At 69.3% G+C, this 13,574-nt stretch carries 9 protein-coding genes; 7 read left to right on the plus strand and 2 right to left on the minus strand.

The window, feature by feature from the left end; translation table 11 throughout:
• Nucleotides 1–133 precede the first annotated feature (133 nt).
• From BKN51_RS00910 to hrpA, 6 genes are all read left to right on the plus strand, one after another.
• Nucleotides 134–1,606, plus strand: coding sequence for an APC family permease (locus tag BKN51_RS00910; protein WP_101605789.1), 1,473 nt, complete (start codon nucleotides 134–136; stop codon nucleotides 1,604–1,606).
• A complete protein-coding gene (locus tag BKN51_RS00915) occupies nucleotides 1,603–2,163 on the plus strand; it encodes a GNAT family N-acetyltransferase (protein ID WP_101605790.1) in 561 nt (186 codons plus the stop codon). The genes BKN51_RS00910 and BKN51_RS00915 overlap by 4 nt, the downstream gene beginning before the upstream one ends.
• A gap of 49 nt (nucleotides 2,164–2,212) precedes the next feature.
• Nucleotides 2,213–2,524 carry a hypothetical protein gene (locus BKN51_RS00920; protein ID WP_101605791.1) on the plus strand — a complete coding sequence of 104 codons (312 nt, stop codon included), beginning with the start codon at nucleotides 2,213–2,215 and terminating at the stop codon, nucleotides 2,522–2,524.
• Nucleotides 2,525–2,565: 41 nt separating this feature from the next.
• Nucleotides 2,566–3,783, plus strand: coding sequence for a cation:proton antiporter (locus tag BKN51_RS00925; protein WP_101605792.1), 1,218 nt, complete (start codon nucleotides 2,566–2,568; stop codon nucleotides 3,781–3,783).
• 13 nt (nucleotides 3,784–3,796) lie between these two features.
• Complete coding sequence (locus BKN51_RS00930) at nucleotides 3,797–4,960, plus strand: lactate 2-monooxygenase (protein WP_101605793.1); 1,164 nt, start codon at nucleotides 3,797–3,799, stop codon at nucleotides 4,958–4,960.
• Between the two features lie 69 nt (nucleotides 4,961–5,029).
• Complete coding sequence (hrpA, locus tag BKN51_RS00935) at nucleotides 5,030–8,911, plus strand: ATP-dependent RNA helicase HrpA (protein WP_101612987.1); 3,882 nt, start codon at nucleotides 5,030–5,032, stop codon at nucleotides 8,909–8,911.
• A 165-nt stretch (nucleotides 8,912–9,076) separates the two neighbouring features.
• Here hrpA and BKN51_RS00940 read toward each other — a convergent pair whose 3' ends face one another.
• Complete coding sequence (locus BKN51_RS00940; RefSeq protein ID WP_101605794.1) at nucleotides 9,077–10,774, minus strand: bifunctional 3'-5' exonuclease/DNA polymerase; 1,698 nt, start codon at nucleotides 10,772–10,774, stop codon at nucleotides 9,077–9,079.
• Nucleotides 10,775–10,924: 150 nt separating this feature from the next.
• Between BKN51_RS00940 and BKN51_RS00945 the strand changes: the two genes are divergently transcribed.
• The gene (locus BKN51_RS00945; RefSeq protein ID WP_101605795.1) at nucleotides 10,925–12,559 is read left to right on the plus strand and encodes an acyl-CoA synthetase; all 1,635 of its coding nucleotides are present in this window, start codon (nucleotides 10,925–10,927) and stop codon (nucleotides 12,557–12,559) included.
• Here the strand turns inward: BKN51_RS00945 and BKN51_RS00950 are convergent.
• Nucleotides 12,556–13,506 (minus strand): hypothetical protein, encoded by a 951-nt coding sequence (locus BKN51_RS00950; RefSeq protein WP_174720381.1) that lies wholly within the window; start codon nucleotides 13,504–13,506, stop codon nucleotides 12,556–12,558. The genes BKN51_RS00945 and BKN51_RS00950 overlap by 4 nt on opposite strands.
• Nucleotides 13,507–13,574: the final 68 nt, after the last annotated feature.

Consider the following 13,574-nt stretch of genomic DNA (forward strand, 5'->3'; position numbering starts at 1 on the left):
CCCGAGGTCCGTTTTTAGCCTGAACGGACGTACCTAGCCGGGTTGCCCGGCCCTAGGGTGGGATGGCTTTGACAAGATCAAGAACGCGGATCGAACGCGTTCGCCGCCAAACCGACGTCCGGGGGACGGGTTCATGGGTACGCACAGACCGCGGCGCGGTCTCGGCCATCGGCGGCTCGGAGCCGCCCAGATCGTCTTCTTCGTGGTGGCGGCGGCGGGTCCGCTGTTCGCCATCGCGGGCGGGGTCCCGACGAACTACGCGGTCACCGGCAGTGTCGGTGTCCCGCTGTCGTTCCTCCTGCTCGCTCCGATCCTGGGGCTGTTCGCGGTGGGGTACGCGGCGATGAGCCGCTACATCACCAACGCGGGCGCCTTCTATCCCTATGTCGCCAACGGTGTCGGCAAATCCACCGGCGCCGGGATCGCGTTCGTCACGCTGATCAGCTACAACGCCATCCAGATCAGCATCTACGGCCTGTTCGGCTGGTCGGTGTCGACCTGGCTCGGCACGCTCACGGGGTCCCCGCCGCCGTGGTGGCTGTGCGCGCTGGTGATGGTGGTGATCGTCGGCGCGCTCGGGGTCCTGCGGGTCGATCTCAACGCCAAGGTGCTCGGGGTGGCGTTGTGCCTCGAGGTCGCCGTCGTCGCGATCGTCGACATCGCGCTGTTCGCGAATCCCGCGGGAGGAAGCGTTTCCTGGGTGCCGCTGGAGCCGTCGAGCCTGTTCACCACCGGTGTGGGCGCGGTGTTCGCGTTCTCCGCCGCCGCGTTCATCGGCTTCGAGGGCGCGGCGACCTACGGCGAGGAGACTCGCGAACCCAGCCGCACGGTCGGCCGGGCGACGTTCGCCGCGATCGGTCTCACGGCGGTGCTCTACGTCGTCTCGTCGCTCGCGCTGGCCGTGGGCGCCGGACCCGACGTCATCGTCACCACCGCGGCCGCGCAGGGCCCGGATTTGCTGTTCAATCTGGCCGGCCAGCATCTCGGAGGCACGTTCTCCGACATCGCGTACACGCTTTTCGTGACCGGTCAATGCGCGGCGCTGCTGAGCTTCCACAACGCCGTCGCGCGGTATTTCTTCGCGCTGGGCCGGGAGGGGCTGCTGCCGCGTTCGCTGGCCAAGACCAGCAAGCGCACCGGCGCCCCGGTGGCCGGTTCGCTCGCGCAGACCGCGCTCGGGCTGGTGGTGGTGTCGTTGTTCGCGATCGCGCAGCGCGACCCGGTGACGGAACTGTTCACGTGGCTCGGCGCGACGGCGTCGACCGGTGTCGTGGTGATCATGATCGCCGTCTCGCTTTCGGTGATCGGCTTTTTCAAACGGCGCCGCGACGCCGAAAACGCCTGGCGCCGCTGGATCGCGCCGGGGCTGGCGATCCTCGCGTTGTCGTCCGTCCTCGGGCTGATCCTGATCAACTTCGATCTGCTGCTCGGGCCGGCGGGGACTTTCCTGTTGCGCTGGGGCCTGCCCGGCCTGATCGTCCTCGCGGCGTTGGTGGGTTTCCTGCGTGCGGAAGTGCTGCGGACCAGGGATCCCGAGACGTACGCCGCGATCGGCGGCCCGCTCGAAGACGAGGAAGAACCCACCCGGCTGAGGTCCGGACGATGATCGTGCGCGCCGCCGAACCGTCCGAAATGGACACCGTGGTCGACGTGCTGTCCGAGGCCTTCCACGAAGACCCGGTCAGCGTGTGGGTCTTTCCCGGCGACGAGCGCCGCGCGGTGGCGTTGCCGATCTTCCATCGCGCGATCATGCGCGGGACGCTGGCCGCGGGCGGCCACGTCGACGTCACCGGCGACCTGTCCGCCGCCGTCCTCTGGACGCCCGGCGGCGAGGAGGACATGGACGGTGACGCGTTCGCCGGGCTCACCGGGGAAGAACTGGGCAGGCTCGCCGCGTTGTCCGAGTTGATGGAGAAGCACGCTCCCGGCGGCGAGTACCACCACGCGCAGTTCATCGGCGTCCGCAAGAGGGCTCAGCGCCAGGGGATCGGCGCACGGCTCCTTCGGCACGGATTCGACCGCAACGGCGCCGTGCCCGCGTACCTGGAGGCCAGCAGCCAGGAGAGCGCGAACCTGTACCGGCGATTGGGTTTCCGTGATCACGGCCGGGCTTTCTCGGTCGAGGGAGGGCCACCGATGCTGCCCATGTGGCGGGACCCGTGACAGATCTCTCGTCGATTTGTCTATAAAGGACTGGTAAAGTGGCGGTCAGATGATGAAGAACAGTGCCCCCGCCCCACGGCACCGTTCCGTCTTCTTTCTGCTGATCTTGCTCGTCTTCGCCTTCGTCACGCCCACCGTTCCCCACGGGCACGGCCGCGTGGCGAAGGAAGACCCCGTCGCCGTCTTCGCGACCCATCCTCTGCCCGCCTTCCACGGCGGCCAAGCCGTTCCTCTCGCCGACGTGCCCGCCGAGACGGCGACCGTCGAGCTCCTCGATGCCGGACCCGCCCCTGAGCAGGGCGAATCCGTCGTCATCAGCCGTGCGGTGCCCCAGGCGCCCGCGCGCGCACCTCCGCGCTGATCCGGTCCCCATAGCCGCATCAGCCACCATCGGAGGTCTCCATGAGTTCCGGTCATGCCTTGCTGGCCGTCGGCGGGGCGTTCCTCGCCGCCGGTGTCATCGCCAGAGCCGGCGCCCGCATCGGGCTGCCCACCATCCCCCTGTTCATGCTGGCCGGATTCGTCTTCGGCCCCAACACTCCCGGACTGTCCCTTGTGGACGATCCGAGCGAGCTCGGTGTGCTCGCCGGTCTCGGTCTCGTCTTCCTCCTGTTCTACCTCGGCCTCGAGTTCTCCCTCGACGACCTCGCCAAAGGCGGGCGCAAACTCGTCTGGTCCGGGCTGATCTACCTGATCCTCAACATCGGCGGCGGGCTCGCCTTCGGCTTCCTGCTCGGCTGGGGGACCAGGGAAGCGCTGGTCATCGCCGGTGCCATCGGTATCTCGTCGTCCGCGATCGTCACCAAACTCCTGCTCGAAGCGCGCCGGATGAACAACCCCGAATCCCGGCTGATCATGGGCATCATCGTGATCGAGGACCTGTTCCTCGCGCTGTACCTGGCGTTGCTGCAGCCGGTGCTGTCCGGTGCCGGGACGTTCGGCTCGGCCGCGGCCGACTTCGGCAAGGCCTTCGCGTTCCTGATCGTGATGGCCGCGCTCGCCCGCTGGGGCGGCCGCGTGGTGTCGAAGCTGTTCGGTTCGGCCGACGACGAGCTCCTGACCGTCTGCTTCGTCGGTGTCGCCGTCATGGGCGCCGCCGTGGCCGAAGAGGTCGGGGTGTCCGACGCCATCGGCGCGTTCATGGTCGGCATGATGCTCGGCGGCTCCAAGGTCGCGCCGCGGATCCACAAACTGGTGCTTCCGCTGCGGGACGCGTTCGGCGCGCTGTTCTTCTTCATCTTCGGGCTCAGCATCGACCCGAACGCGGTCGGTTCGGTGGTCGTGCCGGTGCTGATCGCCGTGGCCCTGACGATCGTGCTGAACCTCGGCGCGGGCGCGCTGGCCGCGCGGCTGCACGGGTTCGACCGCCAGGCCGGGGTGAACATCGGGCTGACCGTGCTCACCCGCGGTGAGTTCTCGCTGGTGCTCGCCGCGATGGCGACCGCCGCCGGGCTGGATTCGCGGGTCGCGCCGTTCGTCGCGGGCTATGTCCTCCTGCTGGCCGTGATCGGTCCAGTCGCGGTCATCCGCTCCGAGAAACTCACCTGGTTGCTACCGGCGAGTATCGTCCGGAGGGGTTCGACCCGCCGAGGCCGCGAAGAGGTGGCACGGGCGACGTGACGAGGAGGCCTGGGTGACCGAACGGTTCGGCGGCTACCAGAACGAGATCTACCTGCAGGGGCTCGGCGGGATCTTCCCGCCGTGCTCCACCGACGCCACGAAGCTGGAGGACTCGGCGCGGGAGATCCTGGAGCCCGGGCCGTTCTGGTACGTCGCGGGCTCGGCCGGTTCGGGCGCCACCGCGCGCGCCAACCGCGAGGCGTTCGACCGCTGGCGCCTGGTGCCCCGGATGATGACCGGTTCGACCGACCGCGACCTGTCGACGACGGTCCTGGGGACCAGCCTGCCGGCGCCGGTGCTGCTGGCGCCGGTCGGCGTCCAGTCGATCGTGCACGAGGGCGCCGAGCCGGCGGCCGCGCGGGCGGCGGCGTCGGTCGGCCTGCCCTACATCATGTCGACGGCGTCCTCGACGAGCATCGAGGACGTCGCCGAGGCCAGTGGTGACGGGCCGCGCTGGTTCCAGCTGTACTGGCCGACCGACAACGACGTCTGCGCGAGCATCCTGGCGCGGGCGAAGGCCGCGGGGTTCACCACGCTCGTGGTCACGCTCGACACCTGGACCCTCGCGTGGCGCCCGAACGACCTCGACCACGCGTACCTGCCGTTCATCAAGGGCGAGGGCCTCGGTGTCCCGCTGAGCGACCCGGTGTTCCGCGGCCTCCTGGAGAAGACGCCCGAAGAGGACTCGCCCACCGCGATCCTGCGGTGGATCTCGATGATCACCGGCACTGACAGCACGTGGGACCGGCTGCCGTTCCTGCGCGAGCACTGGGGCGGCCCGATCGTGCTCAAGGGCATCCAGCACCCCGACGACGCGCGTCGCGCCGTCGAAGCGGGGATGGACGGGATCGTCGTGTCCAACCACGGCGGACGCCAGGTCGACGGCGCCGTCGGCTCGCTCGACGTGCTCCCGGAGATCGTGGCCGCGGTCGGCGACCGGCTCGAAGTGCTGTTCGACTCCGGCATCCGCACCGGCGCCGACATCGCCAAGGCGCTCGCGCTCGGGGCGAAGGCCGTCCTGGTCGGACGGCCGTGGGTGTACGGGCTCGCGCACGCGGGGGAGGACGGCGTCCGGCACGTGCTGCGGAGCCTGCTCGCCGACCTCGACCTGACCATGGGCCTGTCCGGTCACCGCACCCTCGCCGACCTCACGCCGGGGTCGCTCACCCGGTCCTGACCAGCTGGATGTCGCCTCCGGCATATTCGGAAGCCCTGATCGTCACGCACGGCTATCCTGGTGCCGGTCATGGCTTCCACAACTTCCCCGCTCGGCGCCCTGCGCGCTCGCCTGCCCGAACTCATGTCGCGCGACGAGCACCGCCTCCGGCGCCGGCTCGACGGTGCCCGGAAAGCGCGGAACGCCGAGGACCTCGCCGTCCGGATCGAGGCCGACATCGAGGCCGCGGAACTGCGGGTCACCCGCCGCCGCGACGGCGTCCCGAAGATCTCGTTCCCCGAAGAGCTGCCCGTCAGCCAGCGCAAGGACGAGATCGCCGCCGCCATCCGCGACCACCAGGTGGTGATCGTCGCCGGCGAGACCGGGTCCGGGAAGACGACCCAGCTGCCGAAGATCTGTCTCGAACTCGGCCGCGGGATCCGGGGCCAGATCGGGCACACGCAGCCGAGACGGCTGGCCGCGCGCACGGTCGCCGACCGCATCGCCTCGGAACTGAACACCGAACTCGGCGAGGCCGTCGGCTACAAGGTCCGGTTCACCGACCAGTCCGGCCAGGACACGCTGGTCAAGCTGATGACCGACGGCATCCTGCTCGCCGAGATCCAGACCGATCGGATGCTGCGGCAGTACGACACGCTGATCATCGACGAGGCGCACGAGCGCAGCCTCAACATCGACTTCATCCTCGGCTACGTCAAACAGCTTCTGCCGCGCCGCCCCGACCTCAAGGTGATCATCACCTCGGCGACGATCGACCCGGAACGGTTCTCCCAGCACTTCGGCGACGCGCCGATCGTCGAGGTCTCCGGCCGGACGTATCCGGTCGAGGTCCGCTACCGGCCGATCATCGACCCCGACGACCCGGACGCCGATCAGGACCGCGACCAGACGCAGGCCATCTGCGACGCCGTCGACGAACTCCAGCACGAAGGCCCCGGAGACATCCTGGTGTTCCTCTCCGGGGAGCGGGAGATCCGGGACGCGGCGGACGCACTGTCCAAGCAGGACCTCAGGAACACCGAGATCCTCCCGCTGTACGCCCGGCTCTCGTCGTCGGACCAGCATCGGGTGTTCCAGCGCCACACCGGGCGCCGCGTCGTGCTCGCCACCAACGTCGCCGAGACGTCGCTGACCGTGCCGGGCATCAAGTACGTCGTCGACCCGGGCACCGCCCGGATCTCGCGCTACAGCCATCGCACCAAGGTGCAGCGCCTGCCGATCGAGCCCGTCTCGCAGGCGTCGGCGAACCAGCGCAAGGGCCGGTGCGGGCGTACCTCCGACGGTATCTGCATCCGCCTGTACTCCGAAGACGATTTCGACGCGCGGCCCGAGTTCACCGATCCGGAGATCCTGCGGACCAACCTCGCGTCGGTCATCCTGCAGATGACCTCGCTCGGTCTCGGCGACATCGCGGCGTTCCCCTTCGTGGAGCCGCCGGATCGCCGCCAGGTCACCGACGGCGTCCAGTTGCTGCAGGAACTCGGCGCCTTCGACATGAGCGACGGCAAGAAGCTCACCGAGACCGGCCGCAAGCTCGCTCTGCTCCCGGTCGACCCGCGGATGGCGCGGATGGTCCTGGAGGCCTCGCGCAACGGCTGTGTCCGCGAAGTGATGATCATCGCCGCCGCACTGTCCATTCAGGACCCCCGGGAGCGGCCGGCGGAGAAGCAGCAGGCGGCGGACGAGCAGCACGCGCGGTTCGCCGACAAGACGTCCGACTTCCTGGCGTACCTGAACCTGTGGGAGTACGTCAGCGAGCAGCAGAAGGCGTTGTCCACCAACCAGTTCCGCCGGTTGTGCCGCAACGAGTACCTGAACTACCTGCGCATCCGCGAATGGCAGGACATCTTCAGTCAGCTTCGTCAGCTGGCCAAACCGCTCGGCATCACCCTCGAGACCACCGGCCCGGCCGATCCGCAACGTGTGCACACGTCGCTGATCGCCGGGCTGTTGTCGCATGTGGGGCTCAAGGATCCGGCCAAGGGCGACTACCTCGGCGCGCGCGGGGCGCGGTTCTCGGTGTTCCCGGGTTCGGCGCTGTTCAAGAAGCAGCCGCGGTTCGTGATGTCGGCCGAACTGGTCGAGACGTCGCGCCTGTGGGGCCGGGTCAACGCGCGGATCGAACCGGAATGGGTCGAGCCGCTCGCCGGGCACGTGGTGAAGCGGAACTATTCCGAGCCGCACTGGGAGCGCAAGCAGGGCGCGGTGATGGCGCTGGAGAAGGTGACGCTGTACGGCGTCCCGCTGGTCGCCGACCGCCGCGTCAACTACGGCCGGATCGACCCGGAGATGAGCCGCGAGCTGTTCATCCGGCACGCGCTGGTGGAAGGCGACTGGGAGACCAGGCACCACTTCTTCCGCGAGAACCGCGCGCTGCTCGACGAGGTCGAGGATCTGGAGAACCGGGCCCGCCGCCGAGACATCCTGGTCGACGACGAGACGCTGTTCGACTTCTACGAGCAGCGCGTCCCGGCGGACGTCGTCTCCGCGCGGCATTTCGACAGCTGGTGGAAGAAGGCGCGGCACACCGAGCCCGATCTGCTGAGCTTCGAGAAGACGATGCTCATCAACGAGACCGCGGGTGGCGTGCGCGAGGCCGACTACCCCGACTTCTGGACCCAGGGCACGCAGACCTTCAAGCTCACGTACCAGTTCGAGCCGGGTGCGGACGCCGACGGTGTCACCGTGCACATCCCGCTGCCCGTGCTGAACCAGGTCACCCCGGACGGCTTCGACTGGCAGGTCCCCGGCCTGCGCGAAGAACTGGTGACGCAGCTGATCAAGTCGCTGCCCAAGGCGATCCGGCGCAACTTCGTCCCGGCGCCCGATCACGCGAAACTGGTGCTGTCCCGGGTCGGCCCGGCCGACGGGCCGCTGCTGCACGCCGCCGCCGACGAGCTGGAGGCCTTGCGCGGGGTGGTGATCCCCGACGACGCCTGGCAGCTTTCGGCGGTACCCGAGCATTTGAAGATGACCTTCCGCGTGGTCGACGTCCGCGGGAAGAAGGTGTCCGAGGGCAAGGACATCGAGGCGCTCAAACGGGATTTGAGCGGCCAGGTGCGCGCGACGATCTCCAAGGCCGCCGACAGCATCGAGCGCCAAGGCCTGACGACGCCCGCGTTCGGCGAGCTGCCGAAGGTGTTCGCGAGCAAGCAGCGCGGGCACGACGTCAAGGCGTATCCGGCGCTGGTCGACGAGGGCGGCACCGTGGCGGTGCGGCTGCTGGACACGCCGGGGCAGCAGGAACAGTCGATGTGGGCGGGTACGCGGCGGATGCTGCGGCTGAACCTGCCGTCGCCGATGAAGTTCATCACCCGCAACCTGGGCAATTCGTCGAAGCTCGTGCTGAACCGGAACCCGCACGGTTCGGTGGCGGCGTTGCTCGAAGACTGTGTCGACTGCGCCGTCGACGAACTCGTGGCCGACAACGGCGGTCCGCGCTGGGACGAGGCCGGTTTCGCCGTCCTGCAGGAAAAGGTGCGCGCCGGGCTGAACGCCGGGGTGCTGGACGTGCTGACCAACGTCGAAAAGATCCTGCGCGCGGCGAACGACGTCGAAACGCGGCTGGCCGACACCCGCGGCCCGGCGGATTCGCTCGCGGACATCCGGGCGCAGCTGGACGGGCTGGTGCACAAGGGTTTCGTCACCGAGACCGGGCAGAGCAGGCTCAAGCACGTCGTCCGGTACCTGCGCGGGATCGAACGGCGGCTGGAGAAACTCCCGACCGAGCCGACCCGCGACCTCCAGCGCACCGGCGACATCGCGTGGCTCCGCAACGAGTATCAGACCGCGCTCGACGCGGTGCCGCCCGGAACGTCGTCCCCCGCGCTGCGGGAGATCCGGTGGATGATCGAGGAACTGCGGGTCAGCTTCTTCGCCCAGACACTCGGGACGGCTCATCCGGTCTCGCTGAAGCGGGTCATCAAGGCGCTGGACGACGCCGCCACCTGATCACGCCGGGGGCTGAAGGGGCCTTTCCCCGCATGTGACGCGGTGAAGGACGCTTTCACTGCATAGGACGCGGGGAAAGTCCCCTTCAGCTGGCATTGTGGCTGAACCCAAGGTGATCCGTCTCTGATCACCCGCGAACGCCCATTCCAGTCCTCTACTTGCGATTTACTTCGCGTCCGCGTAGGTGTCCACGGCGGCGATGTGCAAGGGGAACCGGACCGGGCAGGCCTCCCCGAACAGCATCCGTGCCGCCTCCGTCATGCTGTCCACAATGGACTGCGAGACCTCGTCGGCGAACTCGGCGGGGGTGTGCACCAGGACCTCGTCGTGCTGGAAGAACACCAGATGCGCGGGGGAGGGAAGCTTGCCCCGCAGGGTCGCCAGCAGGACCGCGGTCATGTCCGCCGCGCTCGCCTGCACGACGAAGTTGCGGGTGAACCGGCCCCAGTTGCGGGACGCCTGGCGGGCCTTGAGCTCCCCTGCCTCGTCGTCCGCCACGCCGCCGGTCAGCGCGCGCCAGGCCTCCGACGGCGCGGGCGACGTGCGGCCGAGCCGGGAGCGGACGCGCTCGCCGCGTTCCCCGGCCTGCGCGGCACGCTCCACATAGGACACCGCGTCCGGGAACCTGGTCCGCAGCAGCGCCAGCAGTGGTCCCGCCTCGCCGGACGTGCCGCCGTACATCGCCGAAAGCATCGCGATCTTCGCCCGGTCGCGGTCGTCGCGGTCGTCCCAGGCGGGCACCGGGACGCGGCGGACCCCGGAGAACATCGCCTCGGCGAGGCTCGCGTACAGATCCGTGGCCGCGGCGACGTCGGCCAGCTTACGATCCCCGGACAACGCCGTCAGCACCCGCGGCTCCAGTTGCGCGGCGTCGGCGACCACCAGTTTCCAGCCCGGATCGGCCCGGACGCAGGTCCGCAGGACCTTCGGGATCTGCAGCGCGCCGCCACCCCGGCTCGCCCAGCGTCCGGAGACGACCCCGCCGACGATGTAGTGCGGGCGGAACCGGCCGTCGTGCACCCACTCGTCGAGCCAGGTCCAGCCGTTGGCCGAATGCAGCCGCGCGAGTTCCTTGTACTCCAGCAGCGGCGGGACGGCGGGGTGGTCGATGTCGCGCAGCAGGTACTTCCTGGCCGACGTGACCTCGATGCCCTCGCGTCCGAGCGCCCGGACGACGCTGGCCGGGGCGTCCGGGTTGACCGGGCGCCCGCCGAACGCCTCGCTGATCCGCGCCGCCAGCTCGACCAGCCGCTTCGGCCGCTGCCCGGCCGGGACGCGCGGCCCGAGCTGATCGGCGAGCAGTGCGAGATGCAGGTCTGCCCGCCACGGCAGCCCGTCGGCCGACATCTCCGCGGCCGCCAGCGCGCTCGCCGACTCGGCGGCGAACAACAGCCGGAGCCGCTCCGGATGATCGGTGAGCGCGACGCGCTTCTCCTGCTCGGCCAGTACCCGGCGGGCCGCGTCGATCACGGTGACGCCGGACGGCAGCCGGGGGCCGCGCGTCTCGAACAGCGTCGGCTGGTCGTCCTCGGCCCAGAGGGGCGGCTCGTCGGCGGGCGCCTCCTGCCCGTTCGCCCTGGCCAGCGCGCCGTGCAGGCTCCGCGACTCCTGCGGGCGGCCCTCGTGGGCCAGCAAGAGCCCCTCGGTCAACGTCAGGTCGTGACACCGCCGCACCCGGACGCCTGCCTTGATCAACGCCGGGTACGTCCGCTCGACCGACGGGAACACCCAGCGTGGCGCGTGCTCCGCCTCCAGGCGCCGCACCTCGTCGACGAACTCCGCAAGCTTCAGGCCCCGCGGCGCTTCCCCGGAAATCGAGATCGCGAAGTCGCCATCTTCCTCTTGACCTGCGAACGCTTGCACGTTGCCATTGTGCTAGTTACCACCGACATTTCTGTCACCAGCACGCTAGTGCGCCTGCGCTACCGGTCGGCTACTGTCGAGTAGCAACCCATACCGCCGGTACGTGAAGGCGGAATGGCGTCTCGCCGCAGCAGCAACGGAGGTGCCCGGATGAGAAACCCCACCGGCCTCGCCACCCTGGTGGCGGGCAAGGTGACCGAGACCGTGCGGAGCATCGACGTGATGCGCCAAGCGGGCCTGCTCCCGATCCCGCGGGTCGACGAGGGCCTGCGTTCGCTGGTCATGGTGCGGAAGTGGGGTCCGTTCGCCGGCGCGAACATGATCGCCGCCCGCCGGGACCCGACCGCGACCGGCATCATCGACGAACTCGGCCCGCTGACCTTCAAGCAGCTCGACACCCAGTCGAACGCGCTGGCCAGGGCGTGGGCGGAGCGTGGCCTCGGACCGGGTTCGGTGATCGCCGCGTTGTGCCGGGACCACCGCGGTCTCGTGCTGACGATGCTCGCCTCCGGCAAACTCGGCGCGAAGCTGCTGCTGATGAACACCGGGTTCGCCAAACCGCAGCTCGCGGACGTCGCGAAGCGCGAAGGTGTCACGGCGCTCGTCTACGACCAGGAGTTCACCGACCTGCTGGACGCGGTCGAGGGCGAGGTCGACCACTACCTCGCGTGGGTCGACTCGGACACCGTGCGCCCACGCGACATCCCGGTCGTCACCGAACTGGTCGCCAGCACCGACGACCGCCCGTGGCCCGCGCCCGCCAAACCGGGTGGTTTCATCCTCCTGACCAGCGGCACCACCGGGACACCGAAGGGCGCGCCGCGGCCGCACACCTCGGCGCTCGCCTCCGCGCAGTTCCTCGACCGCATCCCGCTGCGGACCGGCGAGGCGACCTACATGGGCGCGCCACTGTTCCACGGCACCGGGTTGTCGCAGTTCATCCTGTCCTTCGCGCTCGGCTCGAAGGTCGTCATGCGGCGCAAGTTCGTGCCGGAGGAGACGCTGCGCGGGGTCGCGGAGAACCGCTGTACGACGCTGGTCCTCGTGCCGACGATGCTGCAGCGGATCGTCGATCTGCCCGAAGAGATCCGCGCCAAGTACGACACCTCGTGCCTGCGGATCATCTTCGTCGCCGGTTCCGCGCTGTCCCCGGATCTCGGGAACCGCGCGACGGCCGCGTTCGGCGACGTCGTGCACAACCTCTACGGCTCGACGGAGGTCGCGGTCGCGACCGTCGCGACGCCGGAGGACTGGCGCAAGGCGCCCGGCACGGTTGGCCGCGCGCCGGTGGGCTGCAAGGTCGCGCTGTACGACGAGAAGGGCGGCAAGATCACCGAGCCGCATGTCACCGGCCGGGTGTTCGTCGGCAGCGGGCTGAGCTTCCAGGGCTACACGGACGGGCGGCACAAGGAGATCATCGACGGTCTCCTCTCCAGCGGCGACGTCGGCCATTTCGACGAGGACGGCTTGCTGTTCATCGACGGCCGCGACGACGAGATGATCGTCTCCGGTGGCGAGAACGTCTTCCCGATCGAGGTGGAGAACCTCCTGGTCGAACGCGAGGACGTCCTCGAAGCCGCTGTGGTCGGTGTCGAGGATCCCGAGTTCGGGCAGCGGCTCAAGGCGTTCGTGGTGCGGGCCGACAAGTCGGACCTGGACGTCGACGGGGTGCGTGAGTACGTCAAGGCCAACCTCGCCCGGTACAAGGTGCCGCGCGACGTGGAGTTCCTCGACGAGCTACCGCGCAACGCGACCGGAAAGGTACTGCGCAACAAGCTGCACTAGTACTCCCAGTCGATGCCGAAGACCCCGGGACCGAAGTCGAGCGCGACGGCGTGGACGCCGTTGTTCTGATCGAGCTTCAGGTCCCGGCGGTCCAAGGGAGATGTCCCTTGCCGCGAATACTGCCAGCACTTCGTCGGGATGGTGTCCGGGTCGAACCGGATCTCCAGCAGGTACTCCCGGACCGGACGCCGGAACTCGCGGTAATGCGTGTTCCGGCATTCCGGGTACGGCGGGCCGGGGTTCGTCAGGGAGTACTCGATCAGGTGCGTCTCGCCGCGGTCGATGGGCCGGTCGAAGAGCAGTTCGGCCACCGTGAGCCCGTGCTCGTCGTCGACCTCGGCGCGGCCGACGTGGCAGTTGCGCAGCGTGTTCAGCACCGGCGGCCCGGCTTCCGGATCGCCCTGGGCGTAGACCAGCAGCCAGCGATCCTGCCCGTCCGCGCCCGCCTGGAACACCGCCCGCGCGGTCACCGCGCGTTGCCCGCCGTCCGCGGCGATCTCGCACAGGTCGTGCAGGCCGACCAGTTTCAGCTGATGGTGTTGCTCGAGCGCGTTAGGGGCGCCGACCTTCTCCAAGAGCGCCTGAAGCGCTTCGAGTGGGAAGGTCAACGGCTGTTCGGTGGTGGCCCGGCTGCGGCGTGACGACGCCCCGCGCGGCCGCGGCGGCGGCAGCAGGCTGAGCAGCGAACCGGCGGGAATCGCCAGGACCTCTTCGAGGACCCGGACCGCGGACAACGAGCTCTGCCGTTCCGGCTGGCGTTTGCCGGACTGCCAGTAACTCAACGCGGTGACGCTGACCGACGCGCCTCGGGCCAGAAGCCGGGCTTGGATCCGGTCGAGACTCAGGCCGCTGGTGGCGATAGCCGACCGCAATGCCGTGGCGAACGCGGTCCGCGGCTCCTCTTCATCGTCCGTGGTCACTCGATCCGCCGTGCTCCCCGCCACCATATGTCGCCCGACCGCCCCCGCCTGCCGTTTCTGGACACCGTTGGAGTTGATAACAACACGAATAACTT

It is taken from the genome of Amycolatopsis sp. BJA-103 (genome assembly GCF_002849735.1).
Lineage (GTDB): Bacteria > Actinomycetota > Actinomycetes > Mycobacteriales > Pseudonocardiaceae > Amycolatopsis.